This is a genomic window from Halochromatium sp. (genome assembly GCF_054919635.1).
Genome location: NZ_JBUDPI010000010.1, coordinates 1 through 25292 on the forward strand (window position 1 = coordinate 1; position 25292 = coordinate 25292).

General features: G+C 63.4%; 21 protein-coding genes. 10 read left to right on the forward strand and 11 right to left on the reverse strand.

What is annotated here, in order from left to right; translation table 11 throughout:
* From ACY693_RS01450 to ACY693_RS01460, 3 genes are all read left to right on the forward strand, one after another.
* Positions 1-873: phenylacetate--CoA ligase family protein (locus ACY693_RS01450; protein ID WP_462320050.1), on the forward strand; the 873-nt coding region annotated here is incomplete at its 5' end.
* 199 nt (positions 874-1072) lie between these two features.
* Positions 1073-1510: an amino acid-binding protein gene (locus ACY693_RS01455; RefSeq protein ID WP_462320051.1), complete on the forward strand. Its 438-nt coding sequence runs from the start codon at positions 1073-1075 to the stop codon at positions 1508-1510.
* A 216-nt stretch (positions 1511-1726) separates the two neighbouring features.
* The gene (locus tag ACY693_RS01460) at positions 1727-1930 is read left to right on the forward strand and encodes a hypothetical protein (RefSeq protein WP_462320052.1); all 204 of its coding nucleotides are present in this window, start codon (positions 1727-1729) and stop codon (positions 1928-1930) included.
* 37 nt (positions 1931-1967) lie between these two features.
* Here the strand turns inward: ACY693_RS01460 and ACY693_RS01465 are convergent, their stop codons facing one another.
* The gene (locus ACY693_RS01465) at positions 1968-5300 is read right to left on the reverse strand and encodes a DEAD/DEAH box helicase (RefSeq protein ID WP_462320053.1); all 3333 of its coding nucleotides are present in this window, start codon (positions 5298-5300) and stop codon (positions 1968-1970) included.
* Positions 5301-5578: 278 nt separating this feature from the next.
* Here ACY693_RS01465 and mutS point away from each other — a divergent pair, with 278 nt between their 5' ends.
* On the forward strand, positions 5579-8278 hold the full coding sequence (mutS, locus tag ACY693_RS01470) for a DNA mismatch repair protein MutS (RefSeq protein WP_462320070.1): 2700 nt from the start codon (positions 5579-5581) through the stop codon (positions 8276-8278).
* A 96-nt stretch (positions 8279-8374) separates the two neighbouring features.
* Here mutS and ACY693_RS01475 read toward each other — a convergent pair whose 3' ends face one another.
* The 6 genes from ACY693_RS01475 to ACY693_RS01500 all read right to left on the reverse strand — a co-directional run bounded on the left by ACY693_RS01475 (position 8375) and on the right by ACY693_RS01500 (position 13947).
* Positions 8375-8620: a hypothetical protein gene (locus ACY693_RS01475; protein WP_462320054.1), complete on the reverse strand. Its 246-nt coding sequence runs from the start codon at positions 8618-8620 to the stop codon at positions 8375-8377.
* Positions 8621-8639: 19 nt separating this feature from the next.
* Positions 8640-10592 (reverse strand): S9 family peptidase, encoded by a 1953-nt coding sequence (locus ACY693_RS01480; protein ID WP_462320055.1) that lies wholly within the window; start codon positions 10590-10592, stop codon positions 8640-8642.
* A 53-nt stretch (positions 10593-10645) separates the two neighbouring features.
* Entirely contained in the window at positions 10646-11314 is a 669-nt protein-coding gene (locus ACY693_RS01485) for a thiol:disulfide interchange protein DsbA/DsbL (RefSeq protein ID WP_462320056.1), read from the reverse strand.
* 155 nt (positions 11315-11469) lie between these two features.
* Positions 11470-12198, reverse strand: coding sequence for a DsbC family protein (locus tag ACY693_RS01490; RefSeq protein ID WP_462320057.1), 729 nt, complete (start codon positions 12196-12198; stop codon positions 11470-11472).
* 145 nt (positions 12199-12343) lie between these two features.
* Entirely contained in the window at positions 12344-13276 is a 933-nt protein-coding gene (gene xerD, locus ACY693_RS01495; RefSeq protein WP_462320058.1) for a site-specific tyrosine recombinase XerD, read from the reverse strand.
* Between the two features lie 107 nt (positions 13277-13383).
* Complete coding sequence (locus tag ACY693_RS01500; protein WP_462320059.1) at positions 13384-13947, reverse strand: methylated-DNA--[protein]-cysteine S-methyltransferase; 564 nt, start codon at positions 13945-13947, stop codon at positions 13384-13386.
* 53 nt (positions 13948-14000) lie between these two features.
* Here ACY693_RS01500 and ACY693_RS01505 point away from each other — a divergent pair, with 53 nt between their 5' ends.
* Together ACY693_RS01505 and ACY693_RS01510 are read left to right on the forward strand one after the other, a co-directional pair.
* Complete coding sequence (locus ACY693_RS01505) at positions 14001-14453, forward strand: YcgN family cysteine cluster protein (protein WP_462320060.1); 453 nt, start codon at positions 14001-14003, stop codon at positions 14451-14453.
* A gap of 12 nt (positions 14454-14465) precedes the next feature.
* A complete protein-coding gene (locus ACY693_RS01510) occupies positions 14466-15050 on the forward strand; it encodes a Maf family protein (RefSeq protein WP_462320061.1) in 585 nt (194 codons plus the stop codon).
* A 70-nt stretch (positions 15051-15120) separates the two neighbouring features.
* Here ACY693_RS01510 and ACY693_RS01515 read toward each other — a convergent pair whose 3' ends face one another.
* The 3 genes from ACY693_RS01515 to ACY693_RS01525 are packed head-to-tail and all read right to left on the reverse strand — an operon-like array spanning position 15121 to position 17855.
* Entirely contained in the window at positions 15121-16131 is a 1011-nt protein-coding gene (locus tag ACY693_RS01515) for a S49 family peptidase (protein ID WP_462320062.1), read from the reverse strand.
* A gap of 34 nt (positions 16132-16165) precedes the next feature.
* Positions 16166-16840 (reverse strand): HAD family hydrolase, encoded by a 675-nt coding sequence (locus ACY693_RS01520; protein WP_462320063.1) that lies wholly within the window; start codon positions 16838-16840, stop codon positions 16166-16168.
* Positions 16827-17855, reverse strand: coding sequence for an RluA family pseudouridine synthase (locus tag ACY693_RS01525; RefSeq protein WP_462320064.1), 1029 nt, complete (start codon positions 17853-17855; stop codon positions 16827-16829). Before ACY693_RS01525 ends, ACY693_RS01520 begins: the two co-directional genes overlap by 14 nt.
* Before the next feature lie 500 nt (positions 17856-18355).
* Here ACY693_RS01525 and rne point away from each other — a divergent pair, with 500 nt between their 5' ends.
* The 4 genes from rne to ACY693_RS01545 all read left to right on the forward strand — a co-directional run bounded on the left by rne (position 18356) and on the right by ACY693_RS01545 (position 24800).
* On the forward strand, positions 18356-21547 hold the full coding sequence (gene rne, locus ACY693_RS01530) for a ribonuclease E (RefSeq protein WP_462320065.1): 3192 nt from the start codon (positions 18356-18358) through the stop codon (positions 21545-21547).
* Positions 21548-21665: 118 nt separating this feature from the next.
* Positions 21666-22889 (forward strand): sulfotransferase, encoded by a 1224-nt coding sequence (locus ACY693_RS01535; RefSeq protein WP_462320066.1) that lies wholly within the window; start codon positions 21666-21668, stop codon positions 22887-22889.
* Positions 22883-24070: a glycosyltransferase gene (locus ACY693_RS01540; RefSeq protein ID WP_462320067.1), complete on the forward strand. Its 1188-nt coding sequence runs from the start codon at positions 22883-22885 to the stop codon at positions 24068-24070. The genes ACY693_RS01535 and ACY693_RS01540 overlap by 7 nt, the downstream gene beginning before the upstream one ends.
* On the forward strand, positions 24057-24800 hold the full coding sequence (locus tag ACY693_RS01545) for a DUF2334 domain-containing protein (RefSeq protein WP_462320068.1): 744 nt from the start codon (positions 24057-24059) through the stop codon (positions 24798-24800). The genes ACY693_RS01540 and ACY693_RS01545 overlap by 14 nt, the downstream gene beginning before the upstream one ends.
* A 24-nt stretch (positions 24801-24824) precedes the next feature.
* On the opposite strand, the gene ACY693_RS01550 is transcribed toward ACY693_RS01545, so the two are convergent.
* The coding region (locus ACY693_RS01550) for a low molecular weight protein-tyrosine-phosphatase (protein WP_462320069.1) at positions 24825-25292 on the reverse strand (468 nt) is incomplete at its 5' end.

A 25292-nucleotide genomic window follows, 5' to 3' on the forward strand; every position in this document is an offset into this window, starting at 1 on the left:
GGCGCCCACTCTGGCGCCGAGGCCTTGGGCGCCACCGTGATCCCGATCTCCGGCGGCAACACCGAGCGCCAGATCATGGTGATCCGCGACTTCGGTGTCTCGGCCCTGTTCTCGACCCCGAGCTACTTCACGCATCTGGTCGAGCGCGCCAGCGAGCTCGGCATCGACCTGCGCGAGCTGCCATTGCGGGTCGGCGTGTTCGGCGCCGAGCCCTGGAGCGACGGCATGCGCAGCCACATCGAGGCCGCCGCCGGCATCAGCGCCTTCGACATCTACGGCCTCTCGGAGATCATCGGTCCCGGTGTCGCCAGTGAATGCCCCGAGCATCACGGGCTGCATGTGTTCGAGGACCACTTCTACCCGGAGATCATCGACCCCGAGACCGGCGCGCCACTACCCGACGGCGAGGAAGGCGAGTTGGTGCTGACCACGCTCAGCAAGCAGGCCATGCCGATGATCCGCTATCGCACCCGCGACATCACCGCCATCATCCCCGAGCGCTGTGGCTGCGGGCGCAGCCTCCGCCGGATTCGGCGCATTGGGCGTCGCTCCGACGACATGATCATCATCCGTGGCGTCAACATCTTCCCGTCGCAGGTCGAGGCCGCGCTGCTCGCGGTGGAAGGTACCCTGCCCCATTATCGGATCATCCTCACCCGCGAGCATGGGTTGGATCAGATGACGGTCGAGGTCGAGGTCACGCCCGAGGTGCTGAGCGATCAGGTGCGCGTCCTCGAGGATATGCGCGAGCGCATCGCTCAGGCCATCGAGCGCATCCTGGGGATTCGCGTCGGTCTGCGGCTGGTCGAGCCGCATAGCATCGAGCGCAGCCAGGGCAAGGCCAAGCGTGTGATCGATCAGCGCGAAGACTAACCCCTGCACCGTGCGCCGAGCGCTGACGAACGCCGCTCACGAGCACGGCGCGCTAGGACGCTGATGCGCACCCCACTGCGCGCTGCGAGATGCACAGCGGACGGGCGCGGCGACCAAGCGCATCGATAGGGGGCTCAGTATCAGCGACATCGAGAGCGAACGCACCAACAGCGTATTTGCACCATCTAGCGGAAACCCCATGAAACTCACCCAGCTTTCCCTGTTCCTCGAGAACCGTCCCGGCCGACTGATCGAGCCGACCCGGCTGCTCGCTGCCGAGGGCATCAACGTCATGACCCTGTGCCTGGCCGATACCGCTGAGTTCGGCATCCTACGGCTGATCGTCCAGGACCCTGGCCGGGCCGCCGAGGTCTTGAATGCGGCCGGTTGGGCGGTTACCCCGACCGAGGTCGTCGCCGTCGAGGTGCCGGATCAGCCCGGTGGTCTCGCCGAAGTGCTCGAGGTGTTCGAGCGGGCCGCGCTCAACGTCGAATATGTCTACGCCTTTACCCTGCGCTGCGACGATCGAGCCATCCTGGTGTTCCGGTTCCAAGAGCCCGAGCAGGCGATCAAGGCCTTGCAAGCGAGTGGGCATCAGGTGCTTGATGCCGAGCGCCTCGAGGCCTTGGTTGGCTGAGCCCTGTCGTTGCCGGACTCCCTTATAAGAGCGCTCGCTGAGAAGCGCTTGCTTGCGGGACTTACTGGCCGGACTTACTGGCGGGCTTGCTCGAGAAACTGGGCTGCGATCGGAGGTTGAGCCGTAGTAAGCTGTTGTTGCTCGTCCCCAACGAGCGATCACCACGGGTCCCTAGTCAAGGGCGCTCGGGAACAACACGCTGAGGAGACACGACACATGGCAGAGATCATCACGGCTGTCTACGAGGATCAGGACACGTTGGCCAATGTACGCAACGATCTAGTCTCGGTCGGCATCCCGCAGGAGAAGATCCGCGTCAACCCAGATAAGCATCAGGTGCAGGTGATGGCCCCAGAGGTCTCAGACGCTGAGATCCGGGAGATCCTCGAGCGGCATCAGCCCACGCAGATCCACACCTGAGTCTCTCTGGCCGGCGGCATTCGCCGCCGGTGCCCACTCAGCCCGCATCCAGCGGCGCAAACAGCAGCTCCAGGTCCTCATGGCTCAGCGACTTGGTCGCACTGCCACCACCTTCGAGCATGGCGTCGGCAAGGGCTTGCTTGCGCGCCTGTAGCTCAGCAACCCGCTGCTCCACTGTGCCCTCGGTCAACAGCTTGTAGACGAACACCGGCTTGTCCTGGCCAATCCGATGCGCACGGTCGGTCGCTTGACGCTCGGCGGCTGGATTCCACCAGGGGTCGTAATGGATCACGGTGTCGGCAGCGGTCAGGTTCAAACCGCTGCCGCCGGCCTTGAGGCTGATCAGGAATAGCGGCACCTCTCCGGCCTGAAAACGATCCACCGGCGTTTGCCGGTCGCGGGTCTGACCGGTCAGCTTGACGTAGCCGCTGTTCTTCTGTTTCTTCAGTCGCTTCTCCAGGGCCTCTTCAACCAGTGTCAGCATGCTAGTGAACTGCGAGAACAGCAATATCCGCCGGTCTTCTTCCAACAGTTCTGCGACGAGCTCCATGAGCAGATCCAGCTTTGCCGAGCCCTTCACGCGTCGAGCGCTCTCGAGCGAGACCAGGCGCGGATCGCAGCACCATTGGCGCAGCTTGAGCAAGGCATCGAGGATGATGATGCCGCTCTGTGCCAAGCCCTTGCGCTCGACCTCCTTACGCACCTTCTCGTGCAGGGCGAGGCGCAAGGTCTCGTAGAGGTCACGCTGATCGGAAGCCAAGGCCACCTCACGCAGGATCTCGGTCTTCGGCGGCAGCTCGGCAGCCACCTGCTCCTTGGTGCGACGCAGCAGGAAGGGCGCGATCCGACGGCGAAGATGTTCGGTGCGGTCATGCTCGCCATGGCGCTCGATCGGGTTGCGGAACAGACGCCGGAAGCCGCGCTCATCGCCGAGCAGATCGGGCATCAGGAAATCCATCAGCGACCAAAGCTCGCCGAGATGATTCTCGAGCGGCGTGCCGGTCAAGCAGAGTCGATGCCGGGCATCCAATGCGCGCGCCGCCTGCGCGCCCTTACTGCGCGGGTTCTTGATCGCTTGCGCCTCGTCGAGGATCAGCAGATGCCAGGACTGGGCCTTGAGCACCTCCAGATCGCGAGGCAACAAGGCGTAGGTGGTCAGCACCAGGTCCTGCTCGCCGATGCGGTCGAAGTCTTCCTGGCGCTTCGGCCCTTGCAAGATGACCACCCGCAGCGTTGGCGCAAAGCGCTCGGCCTCGCGCTTCCAGTTGAACATCAGGCTGGTTGGAGCAATCACCAAGCTCGGGCGATCCGCCCGGCCAGCCGCCTTTTCAATCAGCAGATGCGCCAAGGCCTGGATGGTCTTGCCCAAGCCCATATCGTCGGCAAGCACCCCGCCGAGCTCGAAGTCGCGCAGGAACTGCATCCAGCTCAGCCCATCCTGCTGATAAGGGCGCAGCTCGGCCTTCAGCTCAGACGGTGGAGCGACCGGCTCGACGCCCTCGAAGTCACGGATTCGCTTACCCCAGGCGCGGGCTTGCTCGGCACCCTGCCAGCGCAGGTTGGGTGCCTGCTCCTCGAGCTCAGCAAGCTCGGCAGCCTGGAGCCGAGACAGCCGCATCCGGCCATCACCCTGCAGCCGCGCCATCGGGTCGTAGAGCTCGATTAGGGTGGAGAGGATCGGCTTCAGCCGTTCGGCCGGAAAGAAGATATAGCGCCCGTCATCGAGACGCAGACTGAAGCGGGTGTCGTCAGCGAGTGCATTGAGCGTCTGCGGTGACAGGTCCGCATCCGAATTTTGGATCAGGTTCAACAAGATTGGCAGCAGATCGAGACGCTGGCCATCGACATCAACACCCAGACTTAGGTCCAGCCAACGACCGCCAGCGCCTTCCTCGATATCCAGATCCCAATCGCCGATGCGACCGACCGGAAAGCGAAAGCTGGGATCGACCTCGATGCGCCAACCCGCGTGCTCGAGCACCGGCAGGTCCCGATCCATGAACGCCAACCAGGCCTCAACCCGCGGTGGGCCAAAGGGCACACCCACCTGGTCAGAGGTATCGACCTTCTGCTCGAGCCCGAGATCCGTCAGCCGCTTCAGCGCCGCCCGCTCCGCATTGGGTAGACGATCGCACTCGATCACAACGCCTTCCTTGATATGGGCGACCTGATCACTGGTGTCACGCGGATCGACCATCGCCCCGGCATAGTCGAAATTGAGACGGGCCTCGTCCTCCCACTGAGGCTCCGCCGAAGCACCCCAGGCCCAGGCCGAATAGGCTGAAACCCCTGGAACCTCTCGGCTTAGGAGCCGCAGACAGGGCGTTGGCGCATCGAGGCTGACCTGGCGATGCTGGGGGCGCGGTGGAGGCGGCAGCTTGAGCCCCTTGAGCCGCGTGCGCGTCGCCTGCTCGAAGTCATCGAGGCCGGCCAATGGGATGGCCGGCGCGCGCGCCAAGGCGGTCGCTTGGCGCTCATCGAATGAGGTCTCGATCGGGCCACATTCCCCGGAGCGCTCGTCCAAGTACCAGGGTGGACTCAGCGGCAACAGCAGGATTCCCTCGCGCTCGGTATCGAACTCCAAGTGGAGCTGCGAATCCTCGCCCCAGCGCCAAGTCAGCTCGCCTGCCACCGGCTCGCCCCGGGTCAGGCGCGGCCCATCCTTATCCCGCCAATGGCCGCGACCGGAGCGCAGCAGGGCCTCGAGCAGCTCAATGCCGAGATCATCGCCGAGGATGGCGCCGCCGAATTCCCCCGTCTGGGGCTGCGCCGCGGCGAGCGCGATGATGCGTCGATCCTCTGCGCGAATGAAACGTCCCTTCGAGTGGGCGCGCAGATTGAACGAGACCGGCTTGCCGTAACCGCCGCTCTTCAACCTCCGCACCTTGACCGCACTCAGTTGCACCTTGGCGTGCGAGACCCCAAGCGCCTGCAGTCTGAGCAGATAGAGCAGCCATTGCCGTTCGTCCTCGTCGACATCGATCTGCTCGGTCTCATAGAGCCAGCTGCTCACCTGAGCTGGCAGCGTCTGGCCGGGCGGTGCGGGACGCAGACGACGCGGCAGCGGCCGATCGACCGCTCCGTCAATCTGCGCGCCAACCGCCAACAAGACGGCGGCCACATGCTTGCAGTTCCAGCCCACAGGGCAGGAGCAATGTCCGCGGATATCGACCCGTTGCTTGGCGCCATCGTCAACCTGCACCACGACCTGGTAGACACGCCCCCCAGACCCACGCACCCGACCGGAGATCACGCCCTTGTCGGGGCGTTGATCCACGCTGAGGACATGGCCGTCTTCGAGGTAGCGCCGACCCCGATCCACATAGAGGGGCGGCAGCAAATGCTCGAGCTGGGATTCGTCGAAGATCATGATGTTGTTGGGGTCACCCGGGGTACGGTCAGGAAGGCGGATGGATCGACCAGCGATGGATCGGCCGGCACGACGATAGGCGCGGCGAAGGTATCCTTGCGTTGAGCAAACCCTTAATACTAACGTGCTGACCCCAGAGAGCCCAAGATGCAGTCCCGCGGCGGCTTGGCGTCGCGATCCGAGATCGAGCCGCATCCAGTTAGAGACCCACGCCAGGACATCGACGATTGAGTGAGCAGACGACAACGGAACAGGAGCAGATCGCCGGGCACACCCCGATGATCCAGCAGTACCTCCGGATCAAGGCCGAGTATCCGGGCATGCTGCTGTTCTATCGCATGGGCGATTTCTACGAGCTCTTCTTCGAGGACGCCGAGCGCGCGGCCCGGCTGCTCGATATCACGCTGACCAAGCGCGGGCAATCGGCCGGTCGGCCGATCCCCATGGCCGGCGTCCCCTATCATGCTGCCGAAGGCTATCTGGCGCGCTTGGTGCGCCTGGGCGTCTCGGTCGCGATCTGTGAGCAAAAGGCTGATCCGGCCAAGACCAAAGGGCCGGTCGAGCGCGAGGTGGTCAGGATCGTCACGCCCGGCACACTCACCGACGAAGCACTGCTCGAGGAGCGACAAGAGAATCTGATTTGCGCGCTGGCCGAGTCCGGGTCCGGCGCCGGGAGTGATGAAGCGCAGGTTGGACTTGCGGTGCTGGAGCTGGCGAGCGGGCGTTTCTCGGTGCTTGAGCTCCGGGGGCTTGAGGCGCTGGCAGCTGAGCTCGAGCGACTACGCCCCGCCGAGCTGTTGCTGAGCGAGACGAGCCAGCTGGCAGACCAGCTCAGCGAGTCGCTGGCCAGCGGCATGACCCGTCGCGCACCCTGGCACTTCGATGCTGATAGCGGTGAGCGCCTGCTCTGCCAGCAGTTCGGCACCCAGGACTTGAACGGCTTTGGCTGCGCCGGACTGAGCCTTGCGATTGGCGCTGCCGGCTGTCTGCTCCAGTATGTCAAGGAGACCCAGCGCGTCGCCCTGCCCCACCTGCGCAGCCTGCGCACCGAGACTCGGGATGATGCGCTGATCCTGGATGCCGCAACCCGACGCAACCTGGAGCTCACACGCTCGCTCGGCGCAGGCTTGGGCCTCGGTCGCGGCGGCAGCGCCGACGATCAGCATACGTTGGCCGGCATCATGGATCGCACCGCGACCACGATGGGCGCCCGCCTGCTGCGGCGCTGGATCAGTCGGCCGCTGCGCGATCGGGTTGCGGTCAACGAGCGACATCAGGCTATCGAGGCCTTATTGCGCTCTGGTGCCTTCGAGCCGCTGCGCGAGGAGCTGGCGGCGATCGGTGATCTGGAGCGCATCCTGGCCCGGGTTGCGCTGGGCTCCGCACGCCCCCGGGATCTGGCGGCCTTGCGCGACGCGCTGGCGCGCCTGCCGACATTGCATGGCGATCTGGGTATGACCGAGAGTCATCGGCTCGGGCAGCTCGATGCCGAAATGGGCGAGCATCCCGAGCTGCTTGGCCTGTTGCAGCGCGCCCTGATCGATCAGCCGCCGATGCTGATTCGCGACGGCGGCGTGATTGCCAAGGGCTATGATGCCGAGCTCGATGAGCTTCGCGAGCTGGCCGAGCATGGCGATCAGTTTCTGATCGATCTCGAGCAACGAGAGCGGGCTCGTACCGGCATCAGCACACTCAAGGTCGGTTACAACCGGGTGCATGGCTACTACATCGAGATCGGCCGCAGCCACGCCGAGCGCGTGCCCGATGATTATCAGCGCCGCCAGACCCTGAAAGGCACGGAGCGCTATATCACACCCGAGCTGAAGCGTTTCGAGGAGCGGGTGCTGAGCGCTCGCGAGCGCTCACTGGCCCGCGAGAAGCTGCTCTATGATGCACTGATCGAGCAGCTCCAGGCCGAACTGGCGCCGTTGCAGAGGAGCGCGGCGGCGATCGCCGAGCTCGACGTGCTCTGCAACCTGGCCGAGCGCGCCGAGCGGTTGCATTGGAGCCGGCCGGAGCTGCGCGACGCGCCCGGCATCTGGATCGAGGATGGTCGCCACCCGGTCGTCGAGCAGGTCCGTGCCGAGCCGTTCGTGCCCAATGGCCTCAGCCTCGACGATGCGCAGCGGATGTTGGTGATCACCGGCCCGAACATGGGCGGCAAATCGACCTTCATGCGTCAGGTCGCCTTGATCGTCGTGATGGCCTATGCCGGTAGCTTCGTGCCCGCGCGCAGCGCCGAGCTTGGCCCCATCGATCGCATCTTCTCGCGCATCGGCGCCGCCGACGATCTGGCCCGTGGTCGCTCCACCTTCATGGTCGAGATGGAGGAGACCGCCAACATCCTCAACAACGCCACCGCCAACAGCCTGGTGCTGATGGACGAGATCGGCCGCGGCACCAGCACCTTCGATGGCCTCTCGCTAGCCTGGGCCTGCGCCGAGGCGCTCGCCGATCAACTGCGCGCCTTCACCCTCTTCGCTACCCACTACTTCGAGCTGACCGCGCTGCCCGAGCGCCATGCGAACGTGCGCAACGTGCATCTGGACGCGGTCGAGCATGGTGAGCGAATCGTCTTTCTGCACAGTCTGCGCGAGGGGCCGGCCAGCCAAAGCTATGGCCTGCAAGTCGCCGCGCTGGCCGGGGTTCCGACCGCGGTGATCACTCGTGCACGCGAGCATTTGCGGCGGCTCGAAGAACAATCGGTGGCGCAGGATCAGGGAGTCACTCAGCTGTCATTGTTCCCGGCCGAGCCCTCAGCACCAGCTGCGGCGAGGGCTTCGCCAGCGCAGGTCCAGGCGCCCAGTGAGAGACCGGGTGCGACACCAGTTGCGACACCAGAGCCGCCAATGATCCGCGAGTCGCCACCCAGCCCAGCACTCGAGGCACTGCGCCAGCTCGATCCCGATGAGCTCAGCCCACGCAAGGCGCTGGAGACGCTCTATCGGTTACAAGAATTGGATGCCGGTCCGGACTGAGCTTCACCTAGCAAGGCGCCATCAAACCAGACCAAGGCGCCTGCAGACAGACCGAACGAGACAGGCGAGACAGGCGACTTAGTCGTTCGCCTCGCCCTACAGGATCGGCTCGCTGAACGAGCGCATTCGATAGCGAATGCGAATCTGCCCCGTGTCGGTTCGGCTGGCATGGATGGGATAGCCTGAGTTATCGAGGATGGTCGTGACGAGCGCCGAGACGATTTCCTCGGGCTGGGTATCAGGTTGCACACGCCTTTGCGCTAAGCGCTTGCGCACATGCTCGAGCAAGGAAGGATCGATCTCGAGCGTCAGGGTCTCAGGCGGCCTGGGTGGGGCGTTCATGTCTTGCCAGCCACGCTGCTCAACGTTCCTCCGCCGAGCTGCCCTCGATCGGCGTGATCGGCTCGACGCGACCGCCGAGCTGCTCGGCCAAGAACTGCTCGATACGGGCGTTGGCATCGAGCCGGTTCTCAGGCCGCGCAAAGCCGTGGCCTTCGTCCGGAAAGACGATGTAGGTGACGGGCAGGTCCTTTGCGCGCATCGCAGCGACGATCTGGTCGGCTTCGGCGATCTTCACGCGCGGATCATTGGCGCCTTGCAGCACCAGCAGCGGTGCCTCGATCTTCTCGGCATGAAACAGCGGAGAGATGCGTCGGTTGAGCGCGGCGTCGTTCTCGACATCGCCAACGCGCTTGATCAACTGCTTCTTCATCGGCGCCCAATAGGGTGGCACCGATTGGAACAAGGTCTCGATGTTCGAGGGCCCGACGATATCGACCCCGCAAGCGTAAAGCTCAGGCGTGAATGCCAGCCCCGCTAAGGTCGCGTAGCCGCCATAGGAGCCACCATAGATACAGACACGCTCGGGATCGGCGATGCCCCGAGCGATCGCCCATCGCACGGCATCGGTGAGATCATGCTGCATGGCGCCAACGCCCCACTCCTCATTGCCGGCGTTCAAGAAGGCCTTGCCGAACCCGATCGAGCCGCGGAAGTTGACCTGCAGCACCGCATAGCCCCGATTCGCAAGCCATTGCGCCTGCGCGTTATAGCCCCAGTCGTCCCGCGCCCAGGGACCGCCGTGCACCATCAACACCAGCGGCAGCGGCTTGCGCTTGGCCCCAATTGGCAGGGTCAGATAGGACGGTAGGGTCAGACCATCGCGGGCCTGGATCTCGAGCGGCTGCATCTTCGTCAGCTCGTATTCAGCCAGCTCGGGCCGAGTAACGAATAGCGCCTCGACCTTACGCGGCTTGTGCTCATCGGGACGATCGTAGAGGTAGTATGTCGCCGGCCCATCATCGGGCTGATCAACGAACACCCAGCGATCATCGGCACGGGTGCGACTCACAACAGAGACGGTGCCGTCGGCGACCTCGTCCAAACAGGCGAGGTCACTCGCAATGCTGGGGTCGATTACCGTCCATTGCGGTTTCAGGTAATCGAACTCGACAGCCTGTATCCGATGCTCGGTCGGATGCATGATCACCGAGCCAACATCAGCCTTTGCATCCCTGGCAAGCTCAGTGCTGACTTGACCGGTCTTCACATCGATGGCGAGCAGACGCGTGGTATCGGAGGCAAGCGAGCTGGTGACGAAGAGCTGATCGCCCTGCTCGTTGAAGGCTAAGGCACCGCCGTTCTCACCGAAGGGGAAACGCAGCAACTCGCGCCAGGGCTGATCCTCGGCGTCGCGCACGCGAATGCTGTCATCGCCGGTTTCCGGGTCGGAGGCCTCCGCGCCGCGGATACGAAAGTCGGCATCGGTCAGCCAGTTGAGCACATTACCCGGATTCTCGGTATCCAGCTCGACCTCACCGCTATCGAGCTGAATCCGGTACATGTCGAAGACGCTAGGATCGCGCTTGTTGAGCCCGACCAATACCTCGCCGGGATGCTCAGGGTCTGTCATCAGGTTCTGTGCACGCACACCGTCGAAGGGTGTGAGGTCGCGGGCCTCGCTGCCATCCAGCGGCGCGGCATAGAGATGCCAGTTCTCATCGCCACCCTCGTCCTGCACATAGAGGATGCGCGAGCCGTCCTCGGTCCAGCCGTAGCTGCGGATACCACGCTGCTGATCATGGGTGATCTGTCGCGCCTCTTCGCTGCGGTCGGCGGGCTGCACCCAGACATTGAGCACGCCATCTGTAGAGGGCGCGAGCCAGCTCAGATGACGACCATCTGGCGAGAGCCGGGCTTGCGCGCGGGTCGGATTGCCAAACAGTACCTCGCGGGGTATCAGGGCTGGCGGCGCCGTGGCAGCGGCGTCTACAACAGTAGACTCGCCTTCGGAATCAATGGCCTGACTAGACATCATGCTACTCATGAGGAGGAAAGGGGCGGTCCACAGGGCGAGGCGTCGAGCGCTCATCCGTCGGCGTCAGGTTGCTGCTGGCGATCCTGCCGCGCCTTTTCGATCAATCCGTCGGCGATCTCAAGCAGATCGGCCTTGGTCTTTGCTCCCTTGCTCAACACAACATAACGTCCGTCAACGATGATCATCGGCACCGAGTCGACCTGAAACCGCGCAGCCAAGGTGTTGGCTCGAGCCAAGGCGGCCTCAACCGCGAAGCTATCGAATAGCTTGGCGAAGGTCTCGCGATCGACATCATGCTCAGCAACCCAGTCGAGCACCCGACTCTCGGTGTACAGATTGACGCGCTCCTTGGTGACAGCGTCGAAGACCTTCTGGTCTAACCGCTCGAGCTGATCGGCGAAATCCAGCGCAAAGTAGAGTCGCGCCAAGGTCTCCCATGCGGCCCGACCGAAGGTGACTGGCACGCGCTCAAAGCTGACGTCGCTCGGTAGACGGGTCTTCCAGTCTTCAATGAGCGGGTTGAGGTCGCCGCAGTGCGGACAGCCATAGGAGAAGAATTCCAGGACCTCGATCTTGTCTCCATCGCTCTCGGGCTGTTGACCGCTCACGGCCCGCCAGTCTCGCCCCTGGACCAGCTCGGCGTCCGCCATCACGGGTAGGCAGACAACGGTCAGACAGGCAAACAGGAAAAGGCTGAGTCGGCGCCGAATCGCATCCATCATCAGATCTCCAGTGAAGGCTCTTGAGATCGTCCGACCTGGCGGCCGGACAACAGGCGCGCAGTGCTGAAGGGCGTTATCAGTGATCTCAGCAAGCTGCACGAATGACTAGGGTCTGGTCAGAGGCTCGCCAAGGAGGCTCGAGCCAGTTGCGATTACTGCTCGAGAACCTGTGCCAGCCGCTTGGGCTCGACAAAGCCCGGCACCAGCTGTCCGTTCTCGAGGATGATGGCCGGTGTGCCACGAATCCCCATCAGCTCGCCGAGCTCCATGTGGCGCTGGACCGGATTGTCACAGGTCTTGCTCGGAATCGAGTTGCCGTTCTTGGCCTCGGTCATGGCTTGGTGCTGATCGTCCGCACACCAGACCGAGACGGCCTTCTCGTAAGACGGCGTATCAATGCCACTGCGCGGATAGAACAGGTAGCGCACGCTGATGCCCTCCTCGGCATAGCCCTCGACCTGTTGGTGAAGCTTGCGGCAGTAGCCGCAGTCGATGTCGGTAAAGACCGTGATCTCATGCTCGGCGTCCGGCGCCTCGAAGACGATCATCTGATCCTCGCCCATGGCCTCGATCGCCCGCTGACGGGCCTCATTCTGGGCCTTTTCCGCGAGATTCTCGCGGGTTTCGAGATCGACGATAGCGCCATCGATCAAGTAGCGACCGTCACCGGTCATGTACATGACTTGAGGGCCGATCTCGACTTGGAACAGGCCATCGATCGGGGTTGGCTGCACGCTGGTCGGCTTTTCGTTCGGCAGCACCTTCGCTAGGGCTGCGCGACTCGTCTGTGCCTCGCTGGCACTCACTGTGGTGCCGACGGCAAGCAGCGCTGCAGCGGCCATGGCGAGGCTGACGGCCCCGATCTGAAAACGTCGTGTCATGCTGTTTTCCTCGTTCGCTGGGATGATTTCAATGCGTAAAAGCCGCGCAACATAGAGCATGCAGAGGACCAGGTCCACTGTTGCCGGGTTACGATCCGTTTAGACCGGCAGTCGCATCCTGCAACGCTACTTGGTACTGCTTGGCCTAGGCACGCGGGTGATGCTTGGCGTGCAATTGCTTGAGACGCTCACGCGCGACGTGGGTGTAGATTTGAGTGGTCGAGAGATCGCTATGTCCGAGCAACATCTGTACGACGCGCAGATCGGCCCCATGGTTCAACAGATGTGTCGCAAAGGCATGTCGTAGCGTATGCGGCGACAGAGGTTTGACGATACCCGCTAGGGCTGCATAACGCTTGATCAGCTGCCAAAAGGCCTGCCGCGTCATGCAATCGCTGCGCAGGGTCGGGAACAGATAGTCGCAGCTGCGATTGCCCAGCAGCAGCGCCCTCGGTCCCCTCGCATAGTTGGCCAGCCACTCGGTCGCCTCCTCGCCAAGCGGGACCAGACGCTCCTTGTCACCTTTACCGGTAATGCGCACCACGCCTTGGGTCAAGCTAACGGCGTCGGGTCTCAGCGTCACCAGCTCCGTGACGCGCAAGCCGCTGGCGTAGAGCACCTCCAACATGGTCCGATCGCGATGGCCGCGTGGATCATCGGCATCGGGAGCCGCCAGCAGCGCCTCGACATCGGCCTCGGTCAGGGTCTTGGGCAATGGCCGGCCCAACTGCGGCGCATCGATGCGCTCGCTGGGGTCGACGGGAATCGCTCCTTGGCGCCGTAGATGGCCATAAAACTGCCGCAGGCATGAGAGCACGCGCGCCGATGAGCGAGGTTTGCGTCCCTGCTGCGCAAGCACCGCCAGATAGTCGAGCAGATCAACACGCTCGGCCTGCACCAAGCCATGCTGCCGCTCCCGAGCGAGCCAGCGGTGAAAGGCTCGCAGGTCCGATTGATAAGCAGACAGCGTATTCGCGCTGAGCCCTCGCTCCATCCAGACAGCATCGGCAAAGGCCTCGATCGCCCGAAGACCAGCCTGCTCGGCTGCACTCATGCCCGCGCCAGAGGGGCGGTTCATCTCCCCCCTCATCTGGGCTCTAGGCTGCTCCCGACGTTTGGGCCCAGTCGCACCGTTGGCCTGGCTCCCAGTCTGAGCCTGTCCTGCATCAGTTGCCTTCGGCCGCTTCATTGTGCGCGCCTGGCCGCGAAGAGGCCGTCCGGTACAGGCGGTCCTGAGTGCAATGCGGCCTCGTGATCGAGCAGCCAGCGCTTGATCTCAATGAGCCGTCCGCTCCGATCACCAGCAAAGCCGCCCAGCCCCCTGGAGGCAATGACCCGATGACAGGGCACGCATAGCGGCACGGGGTTCGCGCGGCAGGCATTACCGACAGCTCGCGCTGAGCTCTGTAGCTGCTTGGCAAGCGAGCCGTAGGTCCGATGGCTGCCTGCAGGGATGGCCGCGATCAGCGCCCAGACGCTGCGCTGAAAGCTGGTGCCAGCAGGCTCGAGGCCGCAGCGAATTCGATGCCTGGGATCGGCAAAATAGGCCTCCAGCTCCGCGCGCAGCCAGGCTGGCGTCTCGGGTTTCGACCGCGCTTGCGCATGCGATGCTGCTTGATCGAGCTCGGGGGCCGATTGATGCGCCGATTCGGAAGCCAGATCAGGGGCCAGCAGCACCCGCGACAACTGTTGGCCCTGCCACGAGACGCCGATCATTCCGAAGGGGGTTGCAAGCTCACTGTAATTCATCACGCCGAACCCGCTAAGCTAGGGGAATGACCAGTATCGATCAGACCTCACCAATGGCCAAGCCTTCCACAGCAATCGATGCCTTCTGGGAGCGCATTCCACTCGATCAGCTATCCGCCGCGCAGTGGGAATCGCTCTGTGACGGTTGCGCAAAGTGCTGCGTGACCAAGTACGAGGACGAGGACACCGGCGCGATTCACTACACCGATGTGGCCTGCCACCTCTTGAACCAGGAGCTGTGTCAGTGCAGCGATTATCCAAACCGCTCCGAGCGCGTGCCAGACTGCGTCACGCTCACACCCGAGACCCTAGCAGAGCCCTACTGGCTGCCAGAGACCTGCGCCTATCGACTCGTTGCCGAGGGTAAGCCATTACCAGACTGGCATCCCCTGGTATGCGCTGACCGCGATGCAGTGCACCATCTCGGCCAGAGTGTTCGCGGCCGCGTGGAATCCGAGACCACCGCTGGCGATCCTCTAATGCGTCTCGTCACCTGGATTCGATGAGGAACAAGCCCCATGCGCTCACTGGTATTAGCCTCAACCTCGCCGTTTCGACAAGAGCTCCTCAGCCGTCTGGGCCTGGATTTCGCCACAGCTGCGCCGGATTGTGACGAGACGCGTCTGGCCGATGAGCCACCCTTGACCCTGGTTCAGCGACTTGCCGAAGCCAAGGCGCGGGCAGTGGTATCGCAGTTTCCAGATGCGCTGATCATCGGCTCTGATCAGGTCGCCTGTCTCGATAATCAGGTGCTCGGCAAGCCCGGCACGCGCGAACGCGCGTTTGCTCAGCTTCGCCAAGCCTCCGGACGCAGTGTGCTGTTCGCGACTGGGCTGTGCCTGTACGACGCGCGCAATGATCATGCCCAGGTCTGTTATGAGCCCTATCAGGTGCATTTCCGCGCCCTGTCAGATCCGGAGATTGCCGGTTATCTCGATCGTGAGCAGCCCTTCGGCTGTGCCGGAAGCTTTAAGTCGGAGGGGCTTGGTGTCGCGCTGTTCGAGCGACTCGAGGGTGTCGATCCCACGAGTCTGATCGGGCTGCCGTTGATTCGGCTCTGCGAGCTGCTGCGTGGCGCGGGCGTTGATCCTCTGCGCGGCTGAGCGTTGCAGGCGAAGCGTTCCAGATCGGTCGAACCTGATCGGGGCTCTGATCGGGACCCTCCGGGAGGGCCTATCTCAGGCTCGGCGTCCCGGCACTGGTGAGCTCAGCGAGTGCCGTCGCAAAGCTGGCTCCGACGCGCTCTGCGACGCGCTCCCAGATCTCGCGCTCCTGGGTATAGTCGATGAGCGTCTCGGCGCCCACGATCTCTCGAGCCACATAGGATGGGCTACCAAGGCCGTCGCTGAGGCCCAGCTCGACGCTCTCCGCGCCGGTCCAAAACAGACCGCTGAACAGCTCATCACCGCCCTTGAGGCGGTCGCCGCGCCCCTCTTTCACCGCAGCGATGAATTGCCCATGCAGCGTGTCCAGCAGCCCTTGGATGAAGGTGCGGTCCCAATCATCGAAGCTCGAGAAGGGGTCCAGGATGCCCTTGTGCTCGCCAGCGGTGATCAAACGCCGTTGAATGCCAAGCTCATCGAGTGCGCGCTGGAAACCAAAACTATCCAGCCGCACGCCGATGGAGCCGATCAGCGTTGCCTGATCGACATAGATGGCGTTGGCCGCACTCGCGATGTAATAGGCACCCGAGGTGCAGAGATCAGCGGCAACCGCGTACACCGGCTTATCCGCACTCTTCTCGCGCAACCGTCGGATCTCGTCGAAGACATAGCCCGACTGTACCGGGCTTCCGCCAGGACTGTTGATGCGCAGAATCACGGCTTTTGCATGATCGGCCTCGAAGGCCTTACGCAGCCCCTCGATGATCCGCTCTGCGCTGGCGCTTGTCTCATCTGCGATCAGTCCTTCCACCTCGATCAGCGCCGTATGCTCGCCGGTAGAGCCAATCGAATCGCTGACGCCGTTCACAATCAATGTCACCGAGAGCAGTATCAGGTAGGCGAGCAGACCCGCCTTCAGCAGCAGCCCCCATCGCCTTGAGCGGCGTTGATTGCGGAGAAACTCCGCCGCCATCCGATTGATCAGGGCGCGCTCCCAGTGCGGATCATCGGTGGCGGGCATCTGTGCGCTGTCCTTGAGATCGCCGCCCCATAAGCGGCTGATCCATGTGGGTAACTTCATACCAGGGCTCCGAAATCGATCAGGGTGAGGATGGTCAACGCAGCAGCCAATCGGCAAGCACGGCCATGGACGGCGCGCAGGCCAGGGGCTTGTGCTCGAGCAGGCGCTCGAGCGGCTGGGTGCCATAGCCGACGGCCAGTGCGCTCACCCCCGCATTCTGGGCCATCAGAAGATCGTAATCGGTATCACCAATCATGAGGGTATTCGCCGGTCGGACGCCGAGCTCGTCCATCAGCTCGATCAGCATCCGAGGATGGGGCTTGGGTGCACTTTCCTCCGCACATCGGGTCGCGTGAAACCAGGCGCGCAGCCCGGTCTGGTCGAGTGCCTGATCCAGTCCTCGTCGGCTCTTGCCGGTCGCGACCGCCAGCAGCTGCCCGCGCTGATGCAGGGCTTCAACCAGTGCCTGAGCGCCGTCGAACAGCGGCGTCGGTGTCGCATTCGCAATCAGATAATGATGACGGTAACGGGCAATCAGCTCGGGCAGTCTCTCCTGAGCACAGCTCCCCAGCAGGCGCGAGATGGCCTCGTCGAGACCAAGCCCGATCACCTCGCGGACGGCATCTGATGGCGGCGGCTCACAGCCGACCTCAGTGAACGCCGCTTGCATGCTCGCGACGATGCGGGCCTCGGAGTCCATCAGGGTTCCGTCCCAATCAAAGACGACAAGCTCGATGGCTTGAAGCTGGGGACCATCATTGTGCTTCAATCCAAGTATCCTCCTCGAGTCTCATCAATACCACCTCCAAGGCCTCAGGCAGTGGCGCCGTCACCTGTACTTGCGGCCCATCGTCCCGCGCTCGGAAGCTCAGGGTCGCCGCATGCAAAAACAAGCGTTTTAATCCAACCCGCTTCAAGCGCTCATTGTCCGCAGGATCACCGTACTTCGGATCACCTGCAACGGCAGCACCGAGGTGTGCCGCATGCACCCGAATCTGATGGGTACGACCGGTATCCAGCTTGGCCTCCACCAAGGTGAAGGGTCCGAGGTTGCGCTGCTTGCGGAACCAGGTCCGCGATGGCTTTCCCGCCGCAGTGTCCACCCGGACGACCCGCTCACCGCCGCGCACGCGGTTGGTGCTCAGCGCAGCGGTCACCTCAAGCTCAGCTCGCGTCAGCCGTCCGCACAAGAGCGCGAGATAACGCTTATCGACCTCGCCGTCTCGAAGCAGTGCATGGAGTCGACGCAATGCACTGCGGCGCTTGCTAATCAATAGACACCCAGAGGTGTCACGGTCGAGCCGGTGGACCAGCTCAAGCTCCGCCCCAGGGCGCATTGCACGCAGGGTTTCGATCACACCCAGATTGATCCCGCTCCCACCGTGTACCGCTAGACCCGCGGGCTTATTGATCACCAGGACGCGATCATCCTCGTACAGCAGCGCATCGGCAAGACGCTCCCGAAGCTGCGCTGAGGGCGAGACGGTCTCGCCCTGTTCCGGTCGCCGCAGCGGTGGCAGGCGCACCTGATCGCCTGCCGCGAGCCGCTGTGAGGGCCGGGCACGGCCCTTGTTGACGCGAACCTCGCCGCTACGCAGCAGGCGATAGACCCGGCTGCGGGGCACGCCTTTCAATCGCGCGAGGAGGAAATTGTCGATGCGCTGGCCAGCCGCATCCGCGCTGACCTGAACCCATTCAACGACCGGACGCGACTGGCTTGGCTGTTGATGCTCAAGCTTAGGCCCAGCATTCTGCGGCTGCTTGGATGAGGAATTCTGGCTCAATTGCCGGTACCGGGAAAGCTTGCTAGCATTCAATGCTTGTGCTGTGTAGGAAGGTGCGTGCTCGTGCCATTCGCAAGGGCGAGGAGCAGCACAAGACAGGGTTAGCGCCGGGAGCTGGGGGCTCCGGAGCCCTTTAGGCCAGACCCGCTGCGCAGCCGTTCGGCTGGGCAACAGTATGGCGCATTGCCGAGCCAATTGTGGCATCTGTTATAACGCCTGGTCGCCATTTCCTCCCCTACCGGTTTTCCGAGCATCGGCATCATGCCGATGACTCGACAGGGTCCTTGGCGCAGCGCGCAAGGCACCAAAGGTTAATGACAGCGCGTGCCCAAGGCATACCGCGGGTTTCAGAACGGGCTTGTTCAGCGCGACCATCGCGCGGGCAGGCCGCCCAGGGTACCCTGGGCGCGGCGGCACATGAAGCCGCTCGCGCGCGCGCCACTGCGAGGCTTCTCAGCGGTGGAGCGCGCCTCGCGCCAAGGCGAGAGAATCGAATAACGATGAAAAGAATGCTGATCAACGCAACTCAGCCTGAGGAGTTGCGGGTGGCCATCGTCGACGGCCAACAACTCTACAACCTCGATATCGAAAGTCCAGGACGCGAGCAAAAGAAGGCCAACGTCTACAAGGGCACCATCACGCGGGTCGAGCCAAGCCTCGAGGCTGCCTTCGTCGACTACGGCTCCGAACGCCATGGATTCCTGCCGCTCAAGGAGATTGCACGCAGCTACTTCCGGCAAGACGAACCAAAGCCTGGAGCCCGCGCCAACATCAAGGAGCTGATCAAGGAAGGTCAGCAGGTGATGGTGCAGATCGATAAAGAGGAGCGCGGCAACAAGGGCGCAGCGCTGACCACCTTCATCTCCCTGGCCGGGCGCTACCTGGTGCTGATGCCAAACAACCCGCGTGCCGGAGGCGTCTCTAGACGCATCGAAGGGAGCGACCGTTCGGAGCTGCGCGAGGTGCTAAGCCAGCTCGAGCTGCCTGAGGACATGGGCCTGATCGTGCGCACCGCTGGCGTCGGCAAGAACGTCGAAGAACTGCAGTGGGACCTCAACTACCTGCTCCAGCTCTGGGATGCGATCAAGACCTCCGGCGAGGAGCGCAAGGCCCCCTTCCTGATCTACCAGGAAAGCGACGTCATCATCCGCTCGATGCGCGACCACCTGCGCGCCGATATCGGCGAGATCGTCGTCGACGACTCCAAGGTCTACGAGAAGGCAGAGGCGTTCATGCGTCAGGTGATGCCGCAGAACCTAAAGAAGCTCCGGCTGTACCTTGACGAGGTGCCGCTGTTTACCCGCTATCAGATCGAGAGTCAGATCGAGTCGGTCTTCCAGCGTGAAGTGCGGTTGCCCTCAGGCGGTTCCTTGGTCATCGATCAAGGCGAGGCACTGACCTCGATCGACATCAACTCGGCACGCGCGACCAAGGGCGCCGATATCGAGGAGACGGCGCTCAATACCAATCTGGAGGCGGCCGACGAGATCGCTCGCCAACTGCGCCTGCGCGACCTTGGCGGACTGTTCGTGATCGACTTCATCGACATGAGCCCGGCGAAGAATCAGCGCGAGGTCGAGAACCGTCTGCGCGACGCCCTCAAGCACGACCGCGCCCGGGTCCAGGTCGCGCGCATCTCAAGGTTCGGATTGCTGGAGATGTCACGTCAGCGCCTGCGACCATCGCTGGGCGAATCCAGTCAACTGGTCTGTCCGCGCTGCAAGGGTCAAGGGACGATCCGCGGCGTCGAATCGCTGGCGCTCTCCGTCCTTCGCATCGTCGAAGAAGAGGCGATGAAAGACCGCACGGCGCGCATCATCGCGCAGCTGCCGGTGGAGGTCGCGACCTTCCTGTTGAACGAGAAGCGGCGCCAAATCCTGCAGATCGAGGAGCGCCAGAAGGTCGACGTGGTGCTGATCCCGAACCGCCACATGGACACCCCCGAGTTCGAGATCGAGCGTATTCGCGCCCAGGATACCGAGCGTCTCGCTGATAACGAGATGAGCTACGACCTGGCCTCACAGCCAGTGCATGCCGAGCCGGCCTTCGCGCGGCCGCATGTGATTCCCCGCCCGGAGGAGCCAGCGGTCAAGGCCCTAGCCCCGTCGATGCCGGCACCGCAACGGAGCGACCTGCGTGAGGACGAGCCGTCAATGGAGAGCACGGCCGAGAGTGCGAGCGAGCAAGGCCGACGCACTGAGAGTGTGCTCAAGCGTATCTGGACAACACTGTTCGCGCTCCCCAGCGATGATCCCGGTGGCTCATTGATACCGGGAACGCCTGAGGGGGCAGCGCCGCAGCAGTCGGCAAGTACTGGCCCGCAAGCCGGGCGATCAAACGGACCCGATACCCGAGCGACGGAAACGGACCGCAAGCGTAGCAGCCAAAGCCGTCGCTCCGCCCGGGGCGAACGACGGCCCCGCCATTCGAGCAGTGCCAGCAAGGACCGCAACAACCAAGCCGAGACGACGAGCGGCGCCGAGAACTCCATCTCGGAGACCCATCGCAAGGAGCAGCGCGCGCAGAACGACCAGCGCCAAGGTAGCTCAAACAGCACCGCGTCGGGCGCAGGACAGGCTGCCAGCCAAGGCCCAGAACAAGCGACAGGCCAATCCCGGCGCAGCGGCTCGCGCCGCGGCTCGCGCGGAGGACGTGGCCGGCGCAGCCAGCAGGCAGGCGCCAACACGCAGAGCAGTCCGTCCGCTGAGGGCCAGACGGAGGCCACCGCGGAGGCACAGTCAGCATCATCCCATACAAAGCCATCCACGCAGCCAACCTCTGCGTCTAGGGCGCTAGTCGCAAGCCAATCAAGCTCAGATACCTCGCCCAACGCGGTATCGGCTGCAGGTTCGAGCGAAGCGAGCTACAAGCCTCAGCAGGGCTCGCCAAACGAATCGAGCCCTGCTGATGCCTCGCCCCCAGCTAGCCAAGGCGCCGAGGCGACCAATGGCAACGGCCGCTCGGTTGCGCGCTCAGATGTCAGATCAGGTACCGGCCCAGATGCAGACTCCGATGGGAGTCTGGACTCGGCCGCGGACAATGGCGACGCCAAGCCTTCGAGCCGGTCACGCTCAGGTCGCCGTCGGCGCGGTGGACGCGGTCGTCGGCGGAGCGAGAGCCCAAACGCGAGCGCGGCTAACAACGGTGAGCGACAAGAAGAGCAAGAGCCGGCTGCAAGCAGCAGCAAGACGCCCTCTGCCACTGCTGAGCAACCGAAAGCGCCCGCGGAACGCCATCCTGCAAACGCGGCTGACCACGCGACTGATGGCAAGGCCACTCGCACCAAGCGAGATGCCGGCGATGCAACGGCACCGACCCCATTGGACCCCGTTCAGACCAGCGAGTCGTCGGACAAGCCGACGGCAAAGAGCGCAGAGCAGATGCCGGCGCAGCAGCCTGCTGATCATCCGCACCGCGACACTCAGCCCGAAACCCCGGCTGAAACCCGGCTCGAAAGCCGGCCCGAAACCCAGCCCGCTGCAGAGACTGAGACCAAGCCAACCAAGCCCGCTAGTCCCAGCTCGAGCGCTGCCAATACTCAGGCGGCCAGCACCTCGGATGATCCACAGCGCACGCCATTGCCCTCCACAGGAGGCGCAGTCGAGGTGGATCGTGCCGAGCAAGGGACAAAGAGCGACCTTGAAGCACAACGGTCGACATCGTCCGAACAGTCGACATCGTCCGGGCACTGATCGTGGCACTGTGCTGCATACAAGGTGAGTCGGCAAACAAGCGGCCAGTCACTTCGAATTGGAAGCCGGCTAGGTTAAGATGCCGGGCTGTTGCAAGCCGAGGCCGATCCCGCCTGACATGTTTGAGCTCTTCCTGATCTCGACCAAGCGCTTTATCGGTCTTGTTGGATCGAGTCTCAGCCACTCGCCTGACGGGCAGGCGCCAGTGCGTTGGCGCCGAGTCATCGTCATGCTCGGCTTCTTGCCGGTGTTTGCGCTCGGTCAGGCGCTGCACTGGCTCGGCTTTCTGCTCGATGACCTCTTCTTCCGTGGCTGGCGGCGGGTATCCATCGATGCGCCGGTCTTCGTGCTCGGCGTGCCGCGCAGTGGTACCACCCGGCTGCATCAAGTGCTAGCTCAGGATCAGCAGTTCACGACTTTCCGTACTTGGGAATGTCTGTTCGCGCCATCGGTGACGCAGCGTCTGTTCTTCCTTGGCCTCGCGCGCATCGATCGGACCTTGGGTGCCCCATTTGCCCGCCTGCTGCGCCGGATCGAGCGGCACGTCTTCGCGGGGCTCGATGATGTGCACCCGATGGGACTGACAACCCCAGAAGAGGACTATTTTGCGCTGATGCCCGTCCTCTCCTGCTTCATCCTGGCGCTGCCATTCCCCAATTTCGGGCACATCTGGCGGGTCGGACGATTTGATGCCGACCTCGATGCGACCGAGCGTGAGCGCTTGCTGGATTTCTACGAATCCTGTCTCAAGCGGCACCTCTATGTGCACGGGGCGAACAATGCGCATGGTGCAGGAAAGCGCCTGTTATCAAAGAACGCGGCCTTTGCGCCCTGGGCACAGAGTCTGGCGCAGCGCTTCCCGGATGCCCGCTTCATCGTCAGCCTGCGCGACCCACTCGAGACGGTGCCCTCTCAGCTCAGCTCGATCGGCGCTGGTCTCGCATTCTTCGGCGTGCCAGCCGACAGTGAGCCGGTCCGCCAGCGACTCACCGCCCAGCTCGCCTTCTACTACGAGAATCTGGATCGGCTGCGCGCGCAGCTCCCGGAGGCACAACATGCGGCACTGGGGATGCAAGACCTGCGTGGCGGTCTTGGTAAGACCCTGAGGGGGGTCTACCAACGCTTCCAGCTGCCCATCTCCGCCGACTTCGAGCAGGTGCTCGAGCGCGAAGACGGCCAGGCGCGGCGATACAAGAGCAGCCACCACTACAGCTTGGAGCAGTTTGGCCTGACCTCAGCAATGGTCTGCGCGCTGTTCGCTGCCGCTTACCGCCATCCGGTGCTGGCCTCGGCCGCGATCGCGCAGACGACTGCTCTCGAGGCTCAAACAGCATCATGCTGATCCCCTCTGAGCCCTCGGCGGCAGCGGCACCGGTCCGCGAGCCTGGTCAAGACCTCGCTGCCGGTGCACATGGTCTGCGGGTGGCGATCATCTCCGACGCCGCGCCAGAGCGGAACGGCGTCGGCACCTACTATCGCGATCTGGCCGAGCACTTGAAGGCCGCAGGTGCCAAGATCGAGCTCATCTCGCCCCGCTACCGGGCCGGGCGATGGCACGGCGGCTTGGCCATGCCCATGCCAGGCGATCCAACCCAGCGCTTCCTGATCCCAAGCCCGAAGCTGATCTCGAGCCGACTCAAGCGTCTTGATCCCAACGCCATCGTCATCCCAACCCCTGGCCCTTATGCACTCTTTGGTCTCTTGCTGGCTCGACGCTATCAAGCTCGGCTGGTGGTTGGCTTCCATACCCATTTCGAGCGCCTCGCCGCGCTGAACAATCATTGGCGCCTATTCGGTATCCTGGCGCAGACCTATCTCAACAACTGCCATCGCGCCTTGTTCAAGGCAAGCCATCTGGTCTTGGCCAACTCGGATGAGATGCTTGATGTCGCCCGCTCGATCGGCGCGACCAAGGTTGGCCTGATGGGCACTCCAATCCCGAAGCACTTTCTCGATGTGCCCGTCCGTCCGTTGCGCCCTAGGATCGAGCGGGTCCTGTTCGCCGGTCGCTTGGCCCCTGAGAAGAACCTCGGCGCCGTGATCGAGGCCGCCGAAGCCATGCCGCAGCTACTGTTCCAGATCGCCGGAGACGGGCCACTGCGCGATTGGGTGCAGCAAGAGGCCGCCCGACTCCCCAACCTCGACTACGTCGGTTGGGTGCGGCGTCAGGAGATTCTGCCCCTGATCGATCAGACGGATATCCTGGTGCTGCCGTCGACCATTGAGTCGTTCGGGACCATTGCCCTCGAGGCCATGGCCCGCGGACGTTTGGTGGTGGTGTCCTCGCAGTGCGGCATCCTCAGCTGGGATCAACTCAATCGCGCGCTGTTTCAGATGCGCGAAGAGGAGTCGCTATCCAGCGCATTGACCCGCGTCTGCGCGCTCGACCAAGACGCGCTCGAGCGCAAGGCGGAGCTTGGACGCGCGGCAGCACGCGAGATCAACGACCGCAACCTGCGGCATTGGCTGTCTGTGCTGCGAGACCAAGACCCGCAAGGTCTGGAACAGTATGAAGGCCGTTGAGCGCCTATCCTTGGTCACAGAAGCAACCCTGCCTAAGGCCTTGATCTCAGTGCATGATCTGATGCCTGAGACCTTGCCCGCAGTGCGCAAGACGCTGAATCAACTGGAACGGCATGATCTCGCGCCAGTCACGCTGCTGGTCGTGCCTGGCCGCAACTGGAGCCGCACCGGCATCGAGACCCTTCGCAGCCTAGAGCGTGCCGGCTATGCGCTGGCCGGTCATGGCTGGCAGCACCAGGCCGAGCGAATCAGCGGCATTTACCATCGCCTGCACAGCCTATTCCTGTCGCGGCGGGTCGCCGAGCATCTTGCGCTGGATGAAGCGGGCATCATTACACTTATCAACCGCTGCCACGCCTGGTTTGGCGAGCAGGGACTGAAGCCACCCGCACTCTATGTTCCGCCAGCCTGGGCGATGGGCCGCATTTCGCTGACACGGCTGCGCGAAGCCTGTCCATTCTCATTCTACGAACGCTTCTACGGCGTCATCGATAGCGCATCAGAGCAGGTCTACTCCTTACCACTGCTCGGTTACGAAGCAGACAACGCCCTGCGCACAGCGGTGTTACGAGTCTGGAATCATTGGAACTGGCGCCAAGCCCAACGCAAGCATCGGCCGATTCGGATCGGCATCCACCCGCAAGACATCGAGCTGGGGCTCGCTGACCTGCTCCGACGCGACCTCTCGCGCTCGATCAAGCCGATCGCCTATGAGCAACTGACCGATTGAGCAGCACCGATTGACCTGCAGCGATTAAGCAGGTCCGAGGCGCTCGCGCCGAATCGCTTCCAGCAGCCCGCGCGCAGCCTCATCGACCATGTCGAACACTGCCTCGAAGCCATTGGAACCGCCATAGTAGGGATCAGGAACCTCTCGGACCTGCAAATGTGGCGCGTAGTCCATGAACAGTCGCAGCCGCTGTTCGGAGCCCGACGGACAGAGCACCGACAAGGCGCGGTAGTTGTCCTCGTCCATCGCCAGCACATAATCGAACTGCTCAAAATCCTCGGCGAGTGCCCGTCGGGCACGCTGTCGCGAGAGATCGATCCCGCGCCGCTGCGCGGTCTCCCGCGCCCGCGGATCAGGCGGCTCCCCAACATGGTAGGCATGGGTCCCCGCCGAGTCGATCTCGATCAGATGCGACAAGCCCTCCTCGATCACGAGCTTGGTAAACACCCCCTGCGCGGTCGGCGACCTGCAGATATTTCCCATGCAGACAAA